Annotated in this window: 15 protein-coding genes; 10 read left to right on the forward strand and 5 right to left on the reverse strand. The window is 57.7% G+C overall.

Annotation, left to right across the window (positions count from 1 at the left end; all coding sequences use genetic code 11):
• The first annotated feature begins 192 nt into the window (after positions 1 to 192).
• The 5 genes from RGU44_RS14305 (at position 193) to RGU44_RS14325 (ending at position 6,461) form a co-directional block, all read left to right on the forward strand.
• Complete coding sequence (locus RGU44_RS14305) at positions 193 to 891, forward strand: MtnX-like HAD-IB family phosphatase (protein WP_322181465.1); 699 nt, start codon at positions 193 to 195, stop codon at positions 889 to 891.
• On the forward strand, positions 884 to 2,278 hold the full coding sequence (locus tag RGU44_RS14310) for an aspartate aminotransferase family protein (RefSeq protein ID WP_322181467.1): 1,395 nt from the start codon (positions 884 to 886) through the stop codon (positions 2,276 to 2,278). Before RGU44_RS14305 ends, RGU44_RS14310 begins: the two co-directional genes overlap by 8 nt.
• On the forward strand, positions 2,275 to 3,150 hold the full coding sequence (locus RGU44_RS14315; protein ID WP_322181470.1) for an alpha/beta hydrolase: 876 nt from the start codon (positions 2,275 to 2,277) through the stop codon (positions 3,148 to 3,150). The genes RGU44_RS14310 and RGU44_RS14315 overlap by 4 nt, the downstream gene beginning before the upstream one ends.
• Before the next feature lie 165 nt (positions 3,151 to 3,315).
• Positions 3,316 to 5,067 carry an ATP-binding protein gene (locus RGU44_RS14320; RefSeq protein WP_322181472.1) on the forward strand — a complete coding sequence of 584 codons (1,752 nt, stop codon included), beginning with the start codon at positions 3,316 to 3,318 and terminating at the stop codon, positions 5,065 to 5,067.
• Positions 5,064 to 6,461, forward strand: coding sequence for a sigma-54 dependent transcriptional regulator (locus RGU44_RS14325; protein WP_322217614.1), 1,398 nt, complete (start codon positions 5,064 to 5,066; stop codon positions 6,459 to 6,461). Before RGU44_RS14320 ends, RGU44_RS14325 begins: the two co-directional genes overlap by 4 nt.
• Positions 6,462 to 6,466: 5 nt before the next feature.
• On the opposite strand, the gene RGU44_RS14330 is transcribed toward RGU44_RS14325, so the two are convergent.
• The 3 genes from RGU44_RS14330 to metE form a co-directional block, all read right to left on the reverse strand.
• Positions 6,467 to 7,123, reverse strand: a complete 657-nt coding sequence (locus RGU44_RS14330; protein WP_322217617.1) for a DsbA family oxidoreductase — start codon at positions 7,121 to 7,123, stop codon at positions 6,467 to 6,469.
• 72 nt (positions 7,124 to 7,195) lie between these two features.
• Positions 7,196 to 8,188: an alpha/beta hydrolase gene (locus RGU44_RS14335; RefSeq protein ID WP_322181478.1), complete on the reverse strand. Its 993-nt coding sequence runs from the start codon at positions 8,186 to 8,188 to the stop codon at positions 7,196 to 7,198.
• A 122-nt stretch (positions 8,189 to 8,310) separates the two neighbouring features.
• A complete protein-coding gene (gene metE / locus RGU44_RS14340) occupies positions 8,311 to 10,623 on the reverse strand; it encodes a 5-methyltetrahydropteroyltriglutamate--homocysteine S-methyltransferase (RefSeq protein WP_322217619.1) in 2,313 nt (770 codons plus the stop codon).
• Positions 10,624 to 10,730: 107 nt separating this feature from the next.
• On the opposite strand from metE, the gene metR reads away from it, so the two are divergent.
• Positions 10,731 to 11,648 (forward strand): transcriptional regulator MetR, encoded by a 918-nt coding sequence (gene metR, locus RGU44_RS14345; protein ID WP_322181482.1) that lies wholly within the window; start codon positions 10,731 to 10,733, stop codon positions 11,646 to 11,648.
• Between the two features lie 239 nt (positions 11,649 to 11,887).
• Positions 11,888 to 13,504 (forward strand): FMN-binding glutamate synthase family protein, encoded by a 1,617-nt coding sequence (locus RGU44_RS14350; protein ID WP_322181484.1) that lies wholly within the window; start codon positions 11,888 to 11,890, stop codon positions 13,502 to 13,504.
• A 66-nt stretch (positions 13,505 to 13,570) separates the two neighbouring features.
• On the opposite strand, the gene RGU44_RS14355 is transcribed toward RGU44_RS14350, so the two are convergent.
• Positions 13,571 to 15,163: a glycosyltransferase family 39 protein gene (locus RGU44_RS14355; RefSeq protein WP_322217621.1), complete on the reverse strand. Its 1,593-nt coding sequence runs from the start codon at positions 15,161 to 15,163 to the stop codon at positions 13,571 to 13,573.
• A gap of 242 nt (positions 15,164 to 15,405) precedes the next feature.
• Here RGU44_RS14355 and RGU44_RS14360 point away from each other — a divergent pair, with 242 nt between their 5' ends.
• Together RGU44_RS14360 and RGU44_RS14365 are read left to right on the forward strand one after the other, a co-directional pair.
• Complete coding sequence (locus RGU44_RS14360) at positions 15,406 to 16,533, forward strand: OpgC domain-containing protein (protein ID WP_322217624.1); 1,128 nt, start codon at positions 15,406 to 15,408, stop codon at positions 16,531 to 16,533.
• A 115-nt stretch (positions 16,534 to 16,648) separates the two neighbouring features.
• Positions 16,649 to 17,104, forward strand: a complete 456-nt coding sequence (locus RGU44_RS14365; RefSeq protein ID WP_322217627.1) for a hypothetical protein — start codon at positions 16,649 to 16,651, stop codon at positions 17,102 to 17,104.
• Between the two features lie 53 nt (positions 17,105 to 17,157).
• On the opposite strand, the gene RGU44_RS14370 is transcribed toward RGU44_RS14365, so the two are convergent.
• Positions 17,158 to 18,579 carry an amino acid permease gene (locus RGU44_RS14370; protein WP_322217629.1) on the reverse strand — a complete coding sequence of 474 codons (1,422 nt, stop codon included), beginning with the start codon at positions 18,577 to 18,579 and terminating at the stop codon, positions 17,158 to 17,160.
• Positions 18,580 to 19,111: 532 nt separating this feature from the next.
• Here RGU44_RS14370 and RGU44_RS14375 point away from each other — a divergent pair.
• Positions 19,112 to 22,237, forward strand: a complete 3,126-nt coding sequence (locus RGU44_RS14375) for a transglycosylase domain-containing protein (RefSeq protein ID WP_322181496.1) — start codon at positions 19,112 to 19,114, stop codon at positions 22,235 to 22,237.
• Positions 22,238 to 22,254 lie beyond the last annotated feature (17 nt).

A 22,254-nucleotide genomic window follows, 5' to 3' on the forward strand; every position in this document is an offset into this window, starting at 1 on the left:
TGCAAGCACTTATGTTGTTTGTAGCAACCTACAAAAATTGTAGCTTGCTGGTCTGCTGTGCTCGGCGGCGGCTGCCAAAAACCACTGATAGAGGGATTTGCGCATATTGGCACAGTCCATGCTGTACCCCACTGCAAGCGCAAAGCGCGCTCTCTACTTACCTGATCGACCTTATCAAATAGGCACCTGCAGATGATGCACTGGCATATCGTGTGTGATTTCGATGGGACCGTCACCCGGACCGACGCTGTGGATAACATCCTCGAGCGTTTCGCCGACCCTAGCTGGGAGGCCATCGAAGACGAATGGCTCTCTGGCAAGATCGGCTCGCGAGAATGCCTGGGTCGGCAGCTCGCGCTGGTGAAAGCCTCACCATCCCAGCTCCTCGGCTATTTCGACACCGTCGATATAGACCCGGCATTTCCTGACTTCGTCGAACTTATCCTGAGTCGCGGCGCGACGCTGGACATCGTCAGCGACGGCATCGAACAAGGCATCGCCCGCGTTCTTTCGCGGCATGAGTGCCCGCTGCTGCCAATCATTGCCAATCGCCTGCGCCAGGTCGATCAGGACAGCTGGCGCATCGAGTTCCCGCATTCCAGCGATGCCTGCCGCGCAGCCTCCGGCAACTGCAAATGCAAGTCCGCCCCCAAAGGCAAACGCATCCTGGTGATCGGTGACGGTCAATCCGACATGTGCGTGGCCGGGACCGCCGACTTCGTTTTCGCCAAAGATCGCCTGGCCGAACATTGCGAACGCACTGGCATTCCGTATGCCCGCTTCGACTCGTTCGCCGACTTACCCGCTTTGCTCGCCCGCTTGCCTCACAGCGAACCGGCCCGCGCAATCAGCCTCCCTCTTGAACAGCAGGAACTCTTCCACCATGTCTGAAATTCGTATCGCAACCCCTGAAGACCAGATTCTTCTGGAGAAAGAAGCTAAGTATTGCTCCTTTGGCGACACCGTTCACTACATCGACCCGCCGCGCATTTTCAATCGCTGTGAAGGTTCGTACGTCTACGACACCAGTGACCAGGCTTACCTCGACCTGCAAATGTGGTACTCGGCGGTCAACTTCGGTTACGCCAACCCACGCTTGAATAACGCACTCAAGCAACAGATCGACTCCATGCCGCAGATTGCCAGCCAATACCTGCACCGTGGCAAAATCGAGCTGTCAGAAATGATCGCCGTAGACGCCAAGAACAAGTTCGGTCTTGACGGTCGCGTTCACTTCAACGTCGGCGGTTCGCAGTCCATCGAAGACTCCTTGAAAGTAGTCCGTAACGCCAGCAACGGCAAAAGCTTGATGTTCGCTTTCGAAGGCGGTTATCACGGCCGTACCCTGGGCGCTTCGTCAATCACTTCCAGCTATCGCTATCGTCGCCGCTACGGCCATTTTGGCGAGCGAGCGCAGTTCATTCCTTTCCCTTACCACTTCCGTGGTCCGAAAGGCATGACCAAAGAAGAATATGGCAGCTACTGCGTACAGCAGTTCGCCCGCCTGTTCGAGACTGAATACAACGGTGTCTGGGACCCGAAAACCAACCAGTGTGAATACGCGGCATTCTACGTCGAGCCGATTCAGGGCACTGGCGGCTACGTTATCCCGCCGATGAACTTCTACAAAGAACTGAAGCAAGTGCTGGATCAGCACGGCATCCTGATGGTGGTCGACGAAATCCAGATGGGTTTCTTCCGCACCGGCAAGCTGTGGTCCATTGAGCACTTCGACGTCAAACCTGATGTAATCGTGTTCGGCAAAGCGCTGACCAACGGCCTCAACCCATTGGGCGGTATCTGGGCTCGCGAAGAACTGATCAACCCAAAAATCTTCCCGCCAGGTTCGACTCACTCCACCTTCGCCTCCAACCCACTGGGTACTGCGGTAGGTCTGGAAATGTTCAAAATGACCTCCGAAGTCGACTACGGCGCGATGGTCATGGAAAAGGGCAAGTACTTCCTGGCTGGCCTGCAAGACCTGCAAAAACGCTACCCGATCATCGGCGACGTCGACGGCTTGGGCTTGGCACTGCGCGCAGAAATCTGCGGCCCGGATGGCTTCACCCCGGACAAGGCCACACTCGACTTCATGGTTGACGAAGGCATGAAGGGCGACATCGAAATCGACGGCAAGCGCTTAGGCCTTATCCTCGATGTGGGCGGTTACTACAAGAACGTCATCACCTTGGCTCCGTCGCTGGAAATCAGCTACGCAGAAATCGATCTGGGCATTGCCCTGCTCGACCGCCTGCTGCATAGAGCCATGAAGCGGTGAACCTGCCAGAGATCGATATGGGCGAAGGTAACGCCAGTTTCGTTCTCGGCAGTGGTCCGGTCGCGGTGTTGTTGATCCACGGCCTGACCGGCACCCCGACGGAGTTACGTCGGGTTGCCCAAGGCTTGGCCAAGCGTGGGTACACCGTGTACGTACCCACGCTTGCCGGGCACTGCGGCGACAACGCCGACCTGCAAGCCACAGGTTGGAAAGACTGGTACGAGAGCGCGCGCAAGGCCTTTGTCGGCATACGCCAACGCCACGCGCAGGTGTTCGTCGGCGGGCTGTCGATGGGCGCCGTGATGTCCATGCACATGGCTGCCGAGCATCCGGGGCAAATCGCCGGCCTGCTGCTGTATTCGACGACCTTGCGCTACGACGGCTGGAACATGCCAAAAGCTGCGGTACTGACACCGCTACTGATGGCCATTCCATTCGGCGTGCACCTGTGCCGTTTCAACGAAACATCGCCTTACGGCATCAAAGACAAGCGCTTGCGGGCTATCGTCGAACGCCAGATGAAAGCCGGCGAAAGCAGCAATGCCGGATTACTGACCATGTCAGGTGTCAATGTTCGCGAACTGCATCGATTGGTTGCCGTCGTGAAACGAGAAATGCCTTCGGTCACCACGCCTGCGTTAGTGTTGCACTCCATCGAAGACGACATCACCAGCCGCTGGAATGCTGATTATGTCGAGAAGCACCTTGGCGGCAAGGTCACTAAAGTACTGCTCGACAACTGCTATCACATGATTACCGTCGACCTGCAGTACCGTAAGGTGATCACGCTGAGCGCAGACTTTATCGACAGCCTGACCGAGCAACCGTCCCTCCAGGCTGTTCCTCTGAATGATCATCGGCAACTGGCCTGAGCTCAACATGCTCACGCCACCTGCCTTCTTCCGTCTTTGGGCAAGCAGCGCCGCCTGCAATAATTGTTTTCCCGGGGCGCTGGAGCACTGTATTGAAACGGGGCAAACTCGCTGTACACAGGAGCGATTCGACCCTGGCACGGCTGCTGCAATAAGCGAGCGTTGATGAGCGAAGAAAAAAGCCGCACCCGAAAAACGTTTACCCTTTCGCACTGGACCGTACAGCGCAAACTGGTCCTCGCGTTCTGGCTGGTCAGCGTCATTCCGACAATGATCGCCGCCGAATTGGCGGCGACCACCGTGTCGCAGATTTTTGAAAGTAACGTCAGTGTTTGGTTGCAGGAATCGACCCGGATCGTCCAGGACGAGATCAGCGAAATCCTGCGGGTTAACAACAGGGTCTCTCAGTTGTTCCTGCAAAATACCCGCCCGTCGGCCCCCTCTGCCGCCCGGCACAACAAATTGACCACCGACCTCGCTAATGCGATGGGCATCGAAGTTGTCGCGCTGATCCGCAGCAGTGACCACAAAGTGGTTTTCTCCACCGTTGCCGACAATATCATCGAGCAGATCAGTATCGCGCCCAACGCTGTAATGCAAACCATCCATAACGGCAGCGTGTTCACGGGCGTCGTTGTTTCGACCTATCAGTCGACTCAGGATGACGTCGATTATGAGTTACTGGTCGGGACCTATCTGGACAACAGCTTCCTTACCAGCGTGGCTGATGTGCACTCCCTCGACCTGCGGCTGTACATGAAAGACACGGGCGGCTTCAGCGAGATTTTTTCAACACAGCGCTTTATGAACCACCCGGCGATCGTGCCACCCGAAATCGAACAGACATTGCGCGAGACTAAAGAGCCCAGCGAGCAGTTCACCACCAGCTATGCCGGTCTTTACACGCCGATTTTCAATGACACCGGAGAGCTTCAAGGCATCATTTTCAGCGGCCTGCTACGGCATACCTCTCTGGTCGGACTGGTCAATCAGACCAATTTATTCATGCTGATCCTGCTGTTGGGCTCGGCCCTGTCGCTGAGCGTCGGTTGGTTGATTTCACAACGACTGACCAAGCCACTGCGCGGTTTGTCCGAAGGCGTAAGGGCTGTGACCGCTGGCGATTACCGTCAGCGCGTCGAGGTCATCGGCACTGACGAATTGGCTGAACTCAGCGTGACCTTCAACGACATGACCGAACGCCTCAAAGAGCTTCAGCATCTGGAAGCACAACTGCGCCGCCGTGACCGTCTGCATACCTTGGGCGAAGTGGCGATGGGGTTGGCCCACGAGATCCGCAACCCGCTGGGCATCATCAAAACGGCCACCCAATTGCTGCACCGCCGTGCGCAGCTGCCGGAAACCGACAAGCGCCACCTGGAGTATGTGATTTCAGAGGTCACCCGGATCAACGACCTGATCACCGAGTTCCTCGACTTCGCCAAACCCAGTGCGCCGATCCGCTCCACGCAACGGGCCAGGCCTCTGCTGGATGACTTGCTGGGGTTTTGTGCGCCGGAACTATCGACCCATAATATCGAAGCGGTGATCGTCGAGCACGATGCCAATGCCATGATTTATGCCGACGCCCGGCAACTGACCCAGGCCTGTCTGAACCTGGTCCTCAATGCGATCGACGCGATGCCCTCGGGCGGTCGCTTGACGATCGGTATTGCTATCGTTGAAGACACTACGGTCATCAGTATTTCCGACACAGGCCACGGTATTGAACCGGACATGATCGAACGTATCTTCAGCCCATTTGTCACGACCAAGGCATCCGGCACAGGATTGGGCCTGGCGAAGGTCTTCTCGATCATGGAAAACCACGATGGCCGGGTAGAATGCGTCAGCCAGGTGGGGGTCGGGGCGACCTTCAATCTGTATATCCCAGCCTATGATGGAGAGTGGTCATGAGCCATAACGTGCTGGTGGTTGATGATGAGCCCAAGCTCTGCGAACTGCTGGCTTCGGCCCTGAGCCAGAATGATATCCAGGTGTTCACTGCCGGCAACGGCCTGCATGCCTTGGCGGTGCTCGAACGCGAAAAGATCGATCTGGTGATCACTGACTGGCGCATGCCAGGCATGGATGGCCCGCAATTGCTGGCTGAAATAAAACTCCGTTTCCCGCTGCTGCCGGTGATCGTCATGACCGCTTACAGCACGGTGAAAAATGCCGTGCAGTCGATGCGCAACGGCGCGTATGACTACATCAGCAAGCCCTTTGATATCGATGAACTCGACATCACGGTCAACAAGGCCCTGCAATTTCGCGACATCCTGCGTGACAACGCACGTCTGCGCGCCGAACTCGATCAGCATCAGCAGATCGACAGCCTGGTGGGCGAGAGTCCGGCCTTTCAGCGGGTGCTGCAGGCAGTGGATTCGGTGCGAGAAAGCAACGCCACCATCTTGCTGACCGGCGAAAGCGGGACCGGCAAAGAAATGGTCGCACGGGCGATCCACAAACACGGCAACCGCGCGGACCAGCCCTTTATTGCGGTCAACTGCGCGGCAATCCCCGAAGGCTTGCTTGAGAGCGAAATGTTCGGCCATCGCAAGGGCGCCTTCACTGGCGCAGTGGCTGATCGCGTCGGACGGTTCATGCAGGCCGACAAAGGCACACTATTTCTTGATGAAGTCGGCGACATGCCGCTGGCACTGCAGGCGAAAATCCTGCGTGCCTTACAGGAACGGGTGATCGAGCCCGTGGGTGATTCACGTGAGCGCAAAGTTGATGTGCGGGTGATTGCCGCGACCAACAAAGACCTGCTCGACGCCGTGGCGAAAAAGGAGTTCCGTGAGGACCTTTACTATCGCCTGAATGTGTTCCCGATCCCCCTGCCCCCCCTGCGCGAGCGGGCCGACGACATCGCACCACTGGCCATGCATTTTGCCCACACCCTGGGCGCCGCAGCAGGCAAACGCATCACCGGTTTCAGCCCGGAAGCCATGCTGGCGATGACCAATTACCCTTGGCCGGGCAATATTCGCGAGCTACAAAACTGTGTAGAGCGCGCCACCATCGTCGCCTCCAGCCACATCATTGAAGAAAGCGACCTACCGGCCTACCTGTTCGGCTCGCGCCCGCTAGACAGCAGTGCCATCAGCCTGGTCAGCGAAGGGGCAAATATCCCGAAAGATCTGGATGCGGCCCTCGCCGAAGTGGAAAAAGCCTACATCCTCGCCGCCCTGCATGAAACCCACGGCGTCCAGGCCGCTGCCGCACAGTTGATCGGGGTCTCCGAGCGCAGCCTGTGGTATCGCCTGAAAAAACTGGCCATCCACGTGGACAAGATTGTCCGGTAGACGCGTTATTGCGGCTCAGCGGCCTCCGCAATGATCTGACGAATGGCGTCGGTGAACGCTTCCACCGGTTGCCCGCCAGACACAGCATAGCGGTCGTTGAAAACGATGGTCGGCACTGAACTGACCCCACGCGACACCCACAGCTGTTCCAACTCACGGACCTCGGCGGCATATTCGCCTGAAGCCAGAATTGCTTCGGCACGCTGGCGGTCCAGGCCCACCCGTTCAGCCACGGCTGCCAGCACGTTATGATCCGAAGGGTTGGCGTGATCCGTGAAGTACGCTGCAAACAAGGCCTCTTTCAACGCTTGCTGCTTGCCTTCCAGTTCAGCCCAATGCAACAGGCGGTGGGCGTCGAAGGTGTTGTAGATGCGTCGGTCACCCCGTGAGAAGGTAAACCCCAGCTCGGCACCGCGCTGGCGAATCACTTCGCGATTCTGCCGGGACTGTTCGGGCGTCGAACCGTATTTCTCGAAGATATGCTCGTTGATGTCCTGACCTTCAGCGGGCATGTTCGGGTTGAGCTCGAACGGCTGGAAATGGATCTCGGCCTTGACCTCATCACCCAGCCCTTCCAGCGCCTGGGTCAAAGCGCGCAGGCCGATCACACACCAAGGGCAGGACACATCAGAAACGAAATCGATTTTCAGGGGTGTGCTCATGGAACCCTCGCTCACGTATTGCAGTGGGAAAGCTCGCACCTTACACCTTCGTCGGCGTCCTTTTCACCTGAGCTACAACTGCGCGACGTGACTGCCGTCGTGTTGATGCGCTTTCAGATACGGCAGAACCGCCGCCAGGAGCGGCGCCTTGAACGCTTCCTGAAAGCGATGAGCCAGCCCCGGAATCAAGCGCAACTGACTGCCCTGGATATGCGCAGCGACATGGATGCCGTGCATCACCGGCAACAACGGATCGGCGGTGCCGTGCACCACCAGCGTTGGCAGGCGCAAACGGTCGAGCAGTTCGACACGGCTGGACTCGGCCAGAATCGCCAGAATCTGGCGCTTTACGCCATCAGGATTGAAGGCGCGGTCATAAGAAGTTGCCGCCTGCTGCAACAGCTTCTTGCGATCATCCAACACCTGAGGGCTGCCCAGTGCGGCAAGCAAGTCGGCCTGTTGTTCTATGGCCACCTCGCGACTCGGCGCACTGCGTCTGGCCAGCAGTTGCAGCAACGCCGGGCTCGGTGCAGGCAACCCCTGCGCGCCGGAACTGGTCATGATCAGGGTCAGGCTTTCTACGCGATCAGGCGCAATGTCCGCCAGGTGCTGAGCGATCATCCCGCCCATACTCGCGCCCAGCACATGGAATTGCCGAACATGCAGCGAATCCATCAAGCCCAGGGCGTCGTCGGCCATATCTGTCAGGCTATACGGTGCAGAAACCGGTAAGCCAAGCTTGTAGCGCAGGACTTCATAGGTGAGGTTGGGACTGGCTGGCGCCTGTGTCCAGGTGGACAAACCCACGTCGCGGTTGTCGTAACGGATGACCCGAAAGCCTTGCTGACAGAGCGCGACCACCACCTCGTCCGGCCAGTGAATCAACTGGCCTCCCAGCCCCATCACCAAAACCAGGGCCGGATCGGAGTTACGCCCGATGCTCTGATACGCCAGGTGCACCTCTTTGAGGTCGGCCACTTGCGTGGGGACGTTGACGTCGCATCGAGAAGCCGCAAAAGACGGCAGGCCGCACAACAGTGCGATCCAGAAAATTAACACCCGCATGAAAAACACCAAGCCGCAAATCCCCAGTAGGTGCGAAGTTTGATGATGTTTTTCAAAGCGCGCTGCCACAGTTGCATGACAATTTGATGAATGCTGCCCGGTGGTCGGGGTTCAGCCTGCGATCAAACCCATTCGCACCGCAGTTGCCGTGCCGCCGCCACCATGTTCGCCAACGCGGCTTCTGTCTCGACCCAGCCGCGGGTTTTCAGGCCGCAATCCGGATTGACCCACAACCGTTCAGCAGGGATGTGCCTGACCGCCTTGGTCATCAGTTTGACCATCTCGGCGGTCTCCGGCACGCGCGGCGAATGAATGTCATAGACCCCCGGCCCGATGTCATTCGGGTAGTCGAATGCGTTGAAGGCCTCCAGCAACTCCATGTCCGAGCGTGACGTTTCAATGGTAATTACGTCGGCGTCCATGGCAGCAATTGATTCGATCACGTCGTTAAATTCGCTGTAACACATGTGGGTGTGGATCTGGGTTTCATCACGCACGCCAGACGCGCACAGGCGAAAAGCCTCCACCGCCCACTCCAGATATTCCTGCCACTGTGCACGGCGTAGCGGCAATCCTTCGCGGAAGGCTGCTTCGTCGATTTGCACGATTTTGATTCCCGCCTGCTCCAGATCCAGCACTTCGTCACGGATCGCCAGCGCCAGCTGTTGCGCCTGAATCTTGCGTGAAACATCTTCACGCGGGAACGACCACATCAGCATGGTCACCGGGCCTGTGAGCATGCCCTTCATGACCTTGCCGGTCACGCTCTGCGCGTAGCGCGTCCATTCAACGGTCATCGCCTGCGGACGGCTCACGTCACCGAATATCACCGCTGGCTTCACGCAGCGCGAACCGTAGCTCTGGACCCAGCCAAACCGGCTAAACGCATACCCGTCCAATTGCTCGGCGAAGTACTCGACCATGTCGTTACGCTCAGCCTCGCCATGCACCAGTACATCCAGCCCAAGACGCTCCTGAACGTCCACCGCATGACGTATTTCCCGGTGCATGGCTTCGGTGTAATCAGCGGCCGACAAGGTGCCCTGTTTGAACGCCTGACGCGCCAGACGAATGGACGCGGTCTGTGGGAACGAGCCAATGGTAGTCGTCGGAAACAGCGGCAGATTCAGCCGCGCACGTTGCAGCTCAATGCGTTCGGCAAACACTGACTGACGCCGACTATCAGCCGCAGTGATCGCCGCCAGACGTGCCTCGACGTGGGGTTTGTGAATACGCGGTGATTGCTGGCGGCTGAGCTGTGTAGCGCGACTCGCAACCAAAGCGGCCTGCACTGTCGTAGCCTGCGGATCGTTCAAGGCCGCGCTGAGCACCGCGATTTCTTCGCACTTCTGCACGGCAAAGGCCAGCCAGCTTTTCAGTTCGGCATCCAGCGTGTCTTCGCGGTCGAGACTCACCGGGCTGTGCAACAGCGAGGATGACGCGGAGACCCACAGATTTTCGCCAAAGCGGACGTGCGCGTGTTGCAGTTGCTCCAGTGCGTTGTCCAGGTCGCAGCGCCAGACGTTACGCCCGTTGACCACGCCCAACGACAGCACTTTATAGGTCGGCAGACGGTCAAGCACTGCCGCCAGCTGTTCCGGCGCGCGCACCAGATCAATGTGCAACCCCGCTACCGGAAGCGCCACCGCCAACCCAAGGTTGTCCTCCAGGCCGCCGAAGTAAGTGGCGACCAGCTTTTTCAGCGGCGAGTATTGCAGGCTGTGATACGCCCGTTCGAACGCGTTTTTCCAGTCTTGTGGCAGGTCGAGGGTCAGGATCGGTTCATCGATCTGCACCCATTCAACGCCCTGCGCCGCCAGACGTCCGAGAATTTCGCCGTACAACGGCAGCAGGCGTTCCAGCAAATCAAGTTTGTCGAAGCTGTCGCCCTTGGCTTTACCCAGCCACAAGTACGTCAAAGGGCCGATCAATACCGGTTTGACTGCATAACCCAGCGCCCGGGCTTCGTCGACCTCCTCGAACAACTGCTCCCAGCTCAGCTGGAAACGCTGGTCCTCAGTGAATTCAGGGACGAGATAGTGGTAGTTGGTATCGAACCACTTGGTCAACTCTTGAGCGTATTGCGCCTTGCCGTGGCTATCGCCGCAGCAATGATCGCTGGCGCCACGGGCCATGGCGAACAACGTATCAAGGGTTGGCAAGCCAGCATCGTCTTTGGCGCCAGCGAAGCGTTCAGGGATCACGCCGAAAGTCAGCGAATGCGCCAGCACCTGGTCGTACCAGGCAAAGTCGCCGACTGGCAGCAGGTCAATCCCGGCGTCTTTCTGCAAACGCCAGTGGGTAGCACGCAACTCACGACCAACTGCACGCAGGCCCGCTTGATCAAGGTCGCCTTTCCAGTACGCTTCCAGCGCTTTTTTCAATTCACGGTCTGCGCCGATGCGCGGAAATCCAAGCGTGTGGGCCAAGGCCATGACAACGTCCTCCCAATAAAAGATGGCGCTATTGTCGACAGCTCGACCAACATGAGACAAACTCATTGTATTCGTGTTGATCACAAAGTTTATTCATGGAGACCTCCATGCTGGAAATCCGCCACCTGAAAACCCTCCACGCCTTGCGCGAGGCCGACAGCCTTGTGGAAGCGGCCGAGCGCCTGCACTTGACGCAATCTGCCTTGTCCCATCAGTTCAAGGAGCTGGAGGAGCGCATGGGTATGTCGCTGTTCACGCGCAAAACCAAACCCGTACGGTTCACCAGTGCAGGGCTGCGCCTGTTGCAGCTGGCTGATTCAGTCCTCCCGCAATTGCGGGGTGCCGAGCGTGACATCGCCCGTCTGGCGGGCGGAACTGCGGGGCGCCTGCACATGGCTATCGAGTGTCACAGTTGCTTCCAGTGGCTGATGCCGACCATCGACCAGTTCCGTGATGCCTGGCCGGAAGTCGAGCTGGACCTGTCGTCCGGGTTTTCCTTCGCGCCGCTGCCGGCACTGGCCCGCGGCGATCTGGACTTGGTGGTGACCTCCGACCCACTGGAGCTGGTGGGCATCACCTACGTCCCATTGTTTACCTACGAAGCCATGTTGGCGGTGGCCAATCAGCATCCGCTGGCGAACAAGGCGTATGTTGTCCCGGAAGACCTGCTCAAGGAAACCTTGATCACCTACCCGGTTGAGCGCGACCGTCTGGACATCTTCACCCGCTTTCTGGAGCCGGCCGATGTTGAACCGGCGCAGGTGCGAACCTCAGAACTGACGGTGATGATGATGCAACTGGTCGCCAGCGGACGCGGCGTGTGTGGCATGCCCCATTGGGCGCTGCATGAATACAGCTCGCGGGGCTATGTGAAAGCCAAGCGATTAGGCGAAAAAGGCCTGTTCGCCACGCTGTATGCCGGCATCCGCGCCGACATGCTCGATGCGCCGTACATGCGTGATTTCCTGCTGACCGCCAAAGACACCTCGTTCTCGACGCTGGATGGGGTGAGTGCAGTCAGGTGAGGATGTACGGCCCGCTCGCGCCTCCCCGGAAGCAGAGACAGGCCGTTATCCGATGGGCTTAGCGTGATCTTCGCCGAAACACTTTGAGCTGACAGAGTATTATCGGCGCTACATTCGTCTGCACCGAGGGAAGGTTTCATTGCCGGTCCATAGAGACCCGGGGTGAAACCACTGATTGATAGGCGCGGAACAGCGCCAGCATTTTCGTCATTAACCGTCATAAAGCCCCAGGATTCCGCATGAGCCTGTCCCTCCTCAGTCGTTACGCTTTTTTTGTGTTTTGCGTATGTTTCACCTTCGCCAGCATTCCGTTCTGGCACCACGAATGGCTCTGGCCATTCACCCTGGTCACCGGTGTACTCAGCCTGATCGGCATCGGCGATCTGCTGCAGACCCCGCACGCGATACGCCGCAATTACCCGATTCTGGGCAACATCCGTTACCTGGTCGAAGGCATCCGCCCGGAGATCCGCCAATACCTGCTGGAGTCCGACAGCGACGCTCTGCCCTTCTCTCGGGCCCAGCGTTCGTTGGTATATTCGCGCGCCAAAAATGAAACGGCGGACAAGCCTTTCGGCACGCTGATCGATGTCTATCAGACAGGTTTCGAATTCATCGGCCACTCGATGCGCCCCGCACCGTTGAGCGATCCCCACGCCTTTCGCGTGCTGGTCGGTGGTCCGCAGTGCAAACAACCGTACTCGGCCTCGGTCTTCAATATCTCGGCGATGAGCTTCGGCTCGCTTAGCGCCAATGCGATTCGCGCGCTGAATCAGGGCGCCAAACTCGGCAATTTCGCCCACGACACCGGCGAAGGCAGCATCAGCCCGTATCACCGGGAAAACGGCGGCGATTTGACCTGGGAACTGGGCAGCGGCTACTTCGGCTGCCGGACATCGGATGGCCGTTTCGATCCGGTGCGCTTCGCCGCACAGGCAAAAGATCCGCAAGTGCGAATGATCGAAATCAAGATGAGCCAAGGCGCCAAACCGGGCCACGGCGGCATCTTGCCCAAAGGCAAAGTGACCAAGGAAATCGCCGAAACCCGCGGCATCATGATGGGCGAAGATTGCATCTCACCCTCGCGACACAGTGCGTTTTCGACCCCTTGCGAACTGATGCACTTCATTGCTCAACTGCGCGAACTGTCTGGAGGCAAACCCGTGGGCTTCAAGTTTTGCCTGGGGCATCCGTGGGAGTTCATGGGCATCGCCAAAGCCATGCTCGAGACCGGCATCCTTCCAGACTTCATCGTGGTCGACGGCAAAGAAGGCGGCACCGGCGCGGCACCCGTGGAATTCACCGACCACATGGGCGTGCCTATGCGTGAAGGTCTGCTGTTCGTGCACAACACCCTGGTCGGCCTGAACCTGCGGGACAAAATCAAGCTGGGTGCCAGCGGCAAGATTGTCAGCGCGTTCGATATCGCTAGCGTGCTGGCGATTGGTGCCGATTGGGCCAACTCGGCACGCGGCTTCATGTTCGCAATTGGCTGCATTCAATCGCAAAGCTGCCACACCAACAAATGTCCGACCGGCGTTGCCACCCAGGATGCATTGCGTCAACGGGCACTGGTAGTGCCAGACAAAGCGCAGCGGGTGTTCAACTTCCACCGCAGCACGCTCAAGGCATTGGCCGAAATGCTGGCTGCAGCCGGCCTCGATCACCCTTCGCAGCTTGAGGCCAAGCATCTGGTCCGACGGATGTCCGCCACAGAGATCAAACTGTTCTCCCAGTCCCACGTATTCCTCAAGCCTGGCGAATTGCTGACCGGCGAAGTGGATGGCGAGTTCTACTCGAACATGTGGCAGATGGCGCGAGCCGACAGTTTTGAGCCCAACACTGCCGCAGCCTGAGGCCGATTGATGCGTTGAGCCCCGACGAGGAACGATGGTCGAGGCTCAACGTTACTGACACTGCACTTAGTTACTGGCTGCTCTCAACGGCCCACACACGGCCGTTGTGCAGACGGCGTAAAGCCAGACTTGCGTGTCACCCGTGGTCAACGCACTGACTGGCAGCCAGTTTTTCGGGACTGTCATGGCTTCGTCCGGTTCACTGCCCTGGACCACCCATACCCGCCTTGTCTCGGAAGGCAGTGAGCCAAGGTTATCGACATACAGCGCGTCCGCATCTTGATACAACAGAGCACCCTCAGCCTGTTCGCCAGGACGTCCAGACTCCCCAGTCGGCAACGGCGGGGTGTAGAGCAACGGAATCGTCCCGGTTTTGTTGTAGTAGGCAACGCTCAAGTACCAATAAATATCGTTTACCACGATGCGGTCACCCGTAGCGAAGTGCTGATTAATGTAATCGGTCGTCTTGTCGATCTGATTGTCTGGTTGATTGACTGTGTCATTCAATTTATTCGTCTGGTTATAAACGTTGTAGAGCCCTACCCCCTCCCCACTGACTAAAACTGTCAGGCATACAATGGCAAGCGTTCGATACCGATGCGCCAGTCGATCCAGTGCGATGGACAGGATCAGCGGCAACCCGATCACCGCGAACATGAAATAACGGGGCACAAAAAACGAATGTTTAAACGAAACTAAAAACACTACCCCTATTGGCACAAAGGTATAGATGGCCAGTAACGCATGAAGCCTGTAAGGCTGATTGTCGCGCAGGACACTCCATCCGGAAGCCAGCAACACCCACACAGGCAGGGCAATAAATATCGGCCAGGGCAGACTTCTCCCATCATCGAGCGTTAACGATTCCCAAATAATGGAAGGCACGCTGAAGACTGTGACAGGCGGTATCCAGCCCACTTCCCCGGTCAACGACAATTGATTGATTAAATGAGGGACCCAGGGCAAGTAAAGAACCACCACGGCAGCGTTGGCGGTCCACCACGCAGGTCGTGAAATGAGGTGGCATGTACGCGAGTGCTGGAAACGTAGCAACAGCAGATAGAGCCAATGCGAGACCACACACAGCCCCGCAAAATAGTGGGTATAAAGCCCCGCTGCCATTAGCAGCGTGTAGACGATCAGGTATCGACGCTGCTGCGGATGTTTAATCCAGTAAATCAGGGCTATCGTCGCCCCCATCAGCCAGGCCCCCTGAAGTGCGTACATCCGCACCTCTTGGCTGTAACGCACGGCAATAGGCAGAAGTGCCAGAAGCAGCCCGGCCAGCATCGCGGCACGACGCGTTGCAATCAACCTCACCAGCCAGACACCTAACCCAACAGTCACCCCGCCCGCCAACACACTCATGGCCCGAAGCGCAAAAACCCCGCTGCCAAATGCAGCCGTCCACCCATGCAGCAGCAGGTAGTAAAGAGGCGGATGAACATCGTATGTGGTGTGAGACCAGATGAGAGGGAACGAAAACTCACTCATCAGCACGCTGGCAGCTTCGTCGTACCAGATGGCCGGCCCGGTCACTTCATAAAAGCGCACCAAAGCTGCAAGGGCCAGGATGGTCAGCAGCACCCAGCGCTCCCGAAATAACCATGCAACACGTTCAGCACTCGTGTTTTTTTGGGGCTGAAGTAGCTCCATCATGCGAATCCCCCCGACTTGCGCTTAAGCTTCCAGACCGATCATGAGCACTGCATACCCTGCAGACTGTGACCATTGCCTAAGGTTCTACCGCAGCAGCCCCCATGTTCCTGAGACATTAAGTAATAGCCTGTTTTTGCATTTATTCACCAATGACGCCACCCTGCGCGCCGCCGATGTGCTACTTGGAACCTCCAAGGCCGCACCCACCTCCCGATCGAACACCCGCTGAAGAGCCCGCTGACATGATTAACGGACGCGATCCTCGAATCGATTTCTTTCGAGGTCTGGCGCTGATCTTCATTTTCTGGGATCACGTGCCTGGCAACCCCTTCGCCCAACTTACTGTACGCAACTACGGCTTCAGCGATGCGGCGGAGATCTTTGTATTTCTCGCCGGTTATGCAGCAGTGCTGGCCTATGGACGCATCGCCTTGCGCGACGGTTTTGTCGTCGCCTGCGTCCGCATCCTGCGGCGGGCGTGGGTGCTGTATGTGGTGCATATCTTCCTGTTGACGCTGCTGATGGGTATCGTGTTCGTCGCCAACAATCATGTCGAAACCCGCGACATGATCCAGGAGATGGGCTTGAGCTACTTCGTCAGAAACCCGCAACAAGCCTTGGCCGATGAGTTACTCCTGCGCTTCAAACCCAACCTGACTGACCCGTTGCCGCTCTACATTCTGCTGTTGCTGGCCTTGCCACTGATCCTGCCCTGGATGCTGCGCCGGACCGAATACGTGGTCGGACTGTCCGTTGCGTTGTACCTGATGGTGCCGCTATTTGGCTGGAATCTCTCGGCTTATGAAGGCGGCGTCTGGTACTTCAACCCCGTGGCCTGGCAACTGCTGTTCGTCCTCGGCGGTGCCTGCGCAATTCGTGGGCAACGACCGAGCGCCCCGCAACCACGCCCGCTGAAGCAGCAACCGTTGTTCATCGTCTGCGCGACATACGTGGTGATCTCCGGGCTGATTACCCTGTCGTGGAAATGGCCGGGGCTGCACGAGATGTTGATACCAAAAGCCATCTCCGACCTGCTGTACCCGATCAGCAAAACCGACCTCTCGCCCGCGCGCCTGCTGCACTTTCTGGCGCTGGCTTACTGCGCCGCAAAACTGCTGCCGACAGGTCAGGCATGGCTGAACAACTGGCCGGCCCAGCAAACCTGCCGCATGGGTCGCTATTCCCTGGAAGTCTTCTGCCTCAGCGTCCTGCTCGCGCCGCTGGCCGACATGGCCAACGCTCTCGCTGGCGACACCTGGCCGATGCAAGTCTTTACCGCTCTGCTGGGTTTGGGCTTGATGATGCTCATGGCGAGCGGGCTGGAATTGAATAAAAGGCTGGGGACGCCGGGGCAGGTGGTGGCAGTTTGAAAACGCCGTCTCACTGAAACGCACTCTCGGAAATTTCCTACGGGTTTATCAGGCCAAGTTTTTTGAAGGTGGGTCGTTATGCAAGGAGAGTGAACGAATCAGTGAGGGAAGGATGATGGAAATCAAAGGTACTGCCGTTTGGGTAGGGGGATATCAGGCAATTGAGGAGCCGCTACTACCGCTGCCTGAAAACTGGAATTGTCCGGAAGATCTGGCGGCAATGACGCGCCCTAAAATGTATACCCTGGAAAAGCTTTTACCCAAAAGTTGTTTTCCTGTAACCCTGTCGGAGGACCAACTTTCAGAGATCAACACGAGAGAGGTAGATCCGTGGGGAACCGATATGATCCCGCTGACAGAAAAAGAGTGCTGCTGGACATGCCGTATGTTCCAAACATGGGCATTGAGATGGGATGCCGAGATAGAGCTTGAACACATAAAATCCGAACTGATCCTTTTCAAAGCCGATCTTGGTTTGTCGAACGCTGAATTGTCAAAAAACTACAAGAACTGTGGGAGCAGGCTCGCCTGCGAAATCAGCCCACCAAATACCGGAGACAGTGAGGGGTAAAAAAAGCCCCGATCATTATGAACCGACCAGGGCTTTTTGCGTTTCAGGCGATGTTACAACGCCGGACGTATAGCGCCCACTGCTTCGTTTTTCGGCGCCAGGTTGAACACGTAGAACAGTACCGTCAGCAGTACCAGGAACGCTGGCCCGACATACAACGCGATGCGGGTTTCTTCGAAGTAAGCCATCAGGCCTACCACTAGGATCAGGAACGCCAGCGCCAGATAAGAGCTGAGCGGCCATAGCCACATACGGAATTTCAGTTGGTCGCGCTCGGTTTTGCTCAGGCCTCGGCGGAAGTTGAGTTGCGCCAGCAGGATCATGGTCCAGGTCCAGATCGCACCGAAGGTCGCGATGGCCGTTACCCAGACGAAGACTTTTTCCGGCACCAGGTAATTGAGAAATACGCCGATCAACAAGGCAAAAATCGACAGCAGCAGTGCACGACGTGGTACGCCGTTGCTCGAGGTTTGGGCGAAGCCACGCGGTGCCTGGCCGTTCTGCGCCAGGCTGTAGAGCATGCGTCCGGTACTGAAGATGCCGCCGTTGCAGGACGACAGTGCCGCAGTGATGACCACGAAGTTGATGATGCCGGCGGCAGTCTTGATACCCAGACGCTCGAAGGTCATCACAAAAGGGCTGCCCTGGGTGCCTATTTCGTTCCACGGGTAGATCGACAGGATCACAAACAGCGCACCAACGTAGAACAACAGAATCCGCCAGAACACCGAACCGATGGCACTGGGAATGGTTTTCTGTGGGTTCTTCGCTTCACCGGCGGTCAGGCCGATCATTTCAACGCCGAGGTAGGCGAACATCACCATTTGCAGTGACATCAGGATGCCTTGCACGCCGTGGGGCATGAAGCCGCCGTGGCTCCACAGGTTGGCAACGCCCAACGCGACACCGTCATTACCGAAACCGAAGGCGATGACGCCAATACCGCCGACGACCATGGCGATGATGGTGACGATTTTGATCAGGGCGAACCAGAACTCGAATTCACCGAAGGCTTTGACTGCGATCAGGTTGATGGAGCCCATGCTGATCAGTGCCGCTAACGCCCATATCCAGCGCGGAACCTCGGGAAACCAGACACCCATGTAAACGGCCACCGCGGTGATTTCCGCAACGCAGGTCACCAGCCACAAGAACCAGTAGTTCCAGCCGGTAAGGAAGCCCGCCAAGGGGCCGAGATAGTCTTGTGCGTAGCGGCTGAAAGAGCCAGCGACCGGGTTGTGCACGGCCATTTCGCCGAGCGCGCGCATGATCACCAGGATGGCCAGGCCACCGATGATGTACGACAGCATGATCGCGGGCCCTGCCATCTCGATGGCTTTGGCGGAACCGAGAAACAGGCCGACACCAATACAGGCACCCAAGGCCATCAGACGAATGTGGCGCTCGCCCAACTCTCGTTTCAGAGGCCCGCCTTGAGCGGTCTCGGTGTGCAAAGTGTGCTTGCCGACTGGCATAAATTTACAACCTCATATTGTTATTGGATATGTAGTCAGTCGACGATTCAAAGCACCGGCGGGTAAGCCTGCGCGTCGCATTATCAGGTTCGTCCTTATGAGCGAGCCCGTCATGCGCGAATGGTCCTACTGAAATCGGAGGCGAGCCCAGCACAACAAACGTGCGCATCACGCCTCAAAAAAGAACATCCATCGGAAAAGGCCAGATACGTACTCTCGCGATGGTCGCGCAGTATAAAAATCCACAGCCAGTGGCTTTCACTATATAAACACTTAAATTTGGCGATAATTCACGGCAAAAACCGCTTTAGAAGAGGGATATATTCTGCCGCAGGGTTTTAATCTATCTCGTGCGCAAACAGGGTTTGTATCGCCCACACGCCCTACCCTGACGCACGGTTGATGCCTCGATATCAAGCGAGAGGTTTCAAGGGAATTTGCCTACATGCGTATGACAAAGTTTTCACCAATCGCGACCAGCGTCTAAGCTTGTGACAGGTGCGATTAACACGCTTAACCGGGCCAATCGACTATGGGCGCTTTATGGCATTCCGATTCAAAGAAGACCGTGGTTCCTGCTGACGGTCCTGATGACGCTCCCCTGCCTAAACGTCCACGCCGTAAACGGTATGGCTGGCGTCTGTTCTGGTTGCTGTCGCTGATAGGGCTGGCCGCTCTAGGGCTTGCCATATCTGCCGAAACCCGCAGTTCAAAACTGCAAGCCCGTGAGTTCAGCCGCTTCGCCGCCACGCTCAGTTATTCGATGCAGCCCGGTCCGAGCAACTCAATCATGTACCCCGGCGAGGGCCCGTTCGATCGACGTCTGGGGTATTCGGCGCTAGGTGAGTTTCTGCCACGCTTGCTCAAACGCGATTATCTAGTGACCCGGCAAACCCGGTTCTCTCCCGACCTGCTCGCCTATAGCCAGCGCGGTTTCTTCGTGCCCTATCAAGAGAAAATTCAGGCAGGGTTGTCGATTACTGATTGTCGGGGAGCTCCGCTCTATCAGTTCCGTTATCCGCAGCAGCTCTATTCCAGCTTTGCGGCGATCCCGCCCTTGGTGGTCCACAGTTTGCTGTTTATCGAGAACCGCGACCTGCTTGACCCGCAACAACCCTTGGCCAACCCTGCCGTCGACTGGCCGCGCTTTGCCAAGGCCGCGCTCTCCCAGGTCGCCAAGCTTTTCGCCCTGCCCGGCCAATCCGCTGGCGGCAGTACACTCGCCACGCAACTGGAAAAGTATCGCCATTCACCCGATGGATTGACCCAGTCCGGTGCAGAGAAGCTGCGGCAGATGATTTCCGCCAGCGTCCGTGCCTATCAAGATGGCCCGCAGACACTGGAGGCACGGCAGCGCGTGGTCCGTGATTACCTCAACAGTGTCCCGCTGTCAGCCGTGCCGGGGCATGGTGAAGTGCATGGCCTGGCTGAGGGTTTACGCGTCTGGTATGGCGCAGACTTCGATAAGGTCAATCAGCAACTGACTGACACTGCCAACGACCCGAAAAGCCTCGCTGAACGCGGTCTGGCGTTGCGTCAGGTGTTGTCACTGGTGATCGCCCAACGTCGGCCTTCGCATTATCTGGCCCGAGGTCGCGAAGAGTTGGCGCAACTGACTGACAGCCATATCCGCCTGCTGGCGCAGAACAATGTCATTGATCAAGCGCTGTCGAACGCAGCGCTGGCCAGCGCTGTGACCTATCGTGACTGGGCCCAGCAACCGACCCTTCAGCCCATCGAAACCAACAAGGGCATCAGTGTCGCCCGCAGTCGTCTGTCCACTCTGCTCAATCGCCCTCTGTATGACCTCGACCGTCTGGATCTGGCGGCGACCAGTACCTTGCAAGGGGAGTTGCAAACCAGCGTCAGTCAATACCTGCGGGATCTGGCGGACCCAGCCTTCGCCACAAAAATGGGCTTGATCGGTGAACATTTGCTGACGCCGACCAGCACCCAGGAGGTGCGTTACAGCTTCACCTTGTTCGAACGCGACCCGGATGGTTCTCGGGTGCGGGTGCAGACCGACAGCACCGACCAACCGTTCGACATCAACGAGGGCAGCAAGCTGGAACTGGGCTCTACTGCAAAAATGCGGGTGCTGACCACCTACCTGGAAATCATGTCTGAGCTGCATCAACGCTACGCCGGAAAAATGCCCTCCGAACTGAAAAAAGTCCCGGTCGAAGACCAGGACCGGCTAACCCGCTGGGCCCTCGATTACCTGATGCAGAACAAGGATCAAGACCTGTCGAAGATGCTCGCCGCAGCGCTGGATCGGCAGTACTCCGCCAGCCCCGGCGAAAGTTTTTTCACTGGCGGCGGGATGCATCACTTCAATAACTTTCGCAAAGAAGACAATGGTCGGAGCCCAAGCTTGCGCGACGCGATACGCGAGTCCATCAACCTGCCGTTCATACGCTTGATGCGTGACCTTGTGCGTTACAGCATCTATCAGTCGGCCAACAGCAACGCCCTGTTGCTCAAGGATGATAACGACCCCAGACGCCAGGAATACCTGAGCCAGTTTGCCGATCGCGAGGGCACGGTGTTTCTTCTGCGCTTCTGGAAGCGCTACAAGAACAAGTCCACCCAGGACCGGCTGGATACCTTCCTCGACGGCATGCACCCCACGGCGATTCGCCTGGCCGCCGTGCACCGTTACTTATTGCCCAATGCCGATCAGAGCGCGTTTAACGCTTTCGTTCGCGCGCACTTGGCCGATGACAAAGCGGCGGTCGACAAATTGACCGACAAGCGCCTTGGCGAGCTGTATCAAAACTACGGGCCGGGCGCGTACAACCTGCCGGATCAAGGGTATATCGCCAAGGTTCACCCCTTGGATCTGTGGCTGGTGGGCTACCTGCTGCAACACCCGCAAGCGAAGTTCAGCGAAGCACTTGTCGCCAGTCAAAACGAGCGTCAAGAGGTGTATAGCTGGCTGTTCAAAAGTCGGCACAAAAGCGCCCGCGACACGCGGATTCGCACGATGATGGAGATCGAAGCGTTCCTCGATATTCATAGCCGCTGGCAACGACTGGGTTATCCGTTCGATCATCTGGTGCCGTCACTGGCGACCGCCATCGGCAGCTCGGGGGACCGTCCGGCAGCACTGGCCGAGTTGATCGGGATCATTCAGAACGATGGTATCCGCCTGCCTGTACTGCGCGTCGACAGCCTGCACTTTGCTGCCGGCACGCCCTACGAAACGCAGTTGGCGAATAATCCCAATCTGGGTAAGCGTGTGCTGCCGGTCGAGGTCGCAACGGCCATGCGTGAGGCGCTGTCGCAAGTGGTGGATGCCGGCACGGCGCGGCGTGTGCAGGGCAGCTTCAAACTCGAGGACGGCACCGTGCTGGCCATGGGCGGCAAAACCGGGACCGGTGACAACCGGATCGAGAGCATTGGCGCCAGAGGCAGAATCCTCGGGTCGAGGTCAATCAACCGCACGGCGACGTTTGTGTTCTACATCGGCGCCAATCACTTCGGGACGTTGACGGCGTTCGTACCCGGTCGCGCGTCCGAAGCCTTCAAGTTCACGTCAGCGTTGCCCGTGCAGGTGCTCAAAGGCATGGCGCCGATCCTTAACCCTTATCTCGTGCCGGGCAGCCACACCGCCTGTAACGCCCCGCCCGTGTCATTGCAGGTCAGCACTCAATAATAATGATTCTCTTTATC

Source organism: Pseudomonas sp. 5C2 (genome assembly GCF_034314155.1).
Lineage (GTDB): Bacteria > Pseudomonadota > Gammaproteobacteria > Pseudomonadales > Pseudomonadaceae > Aquipseudomonas.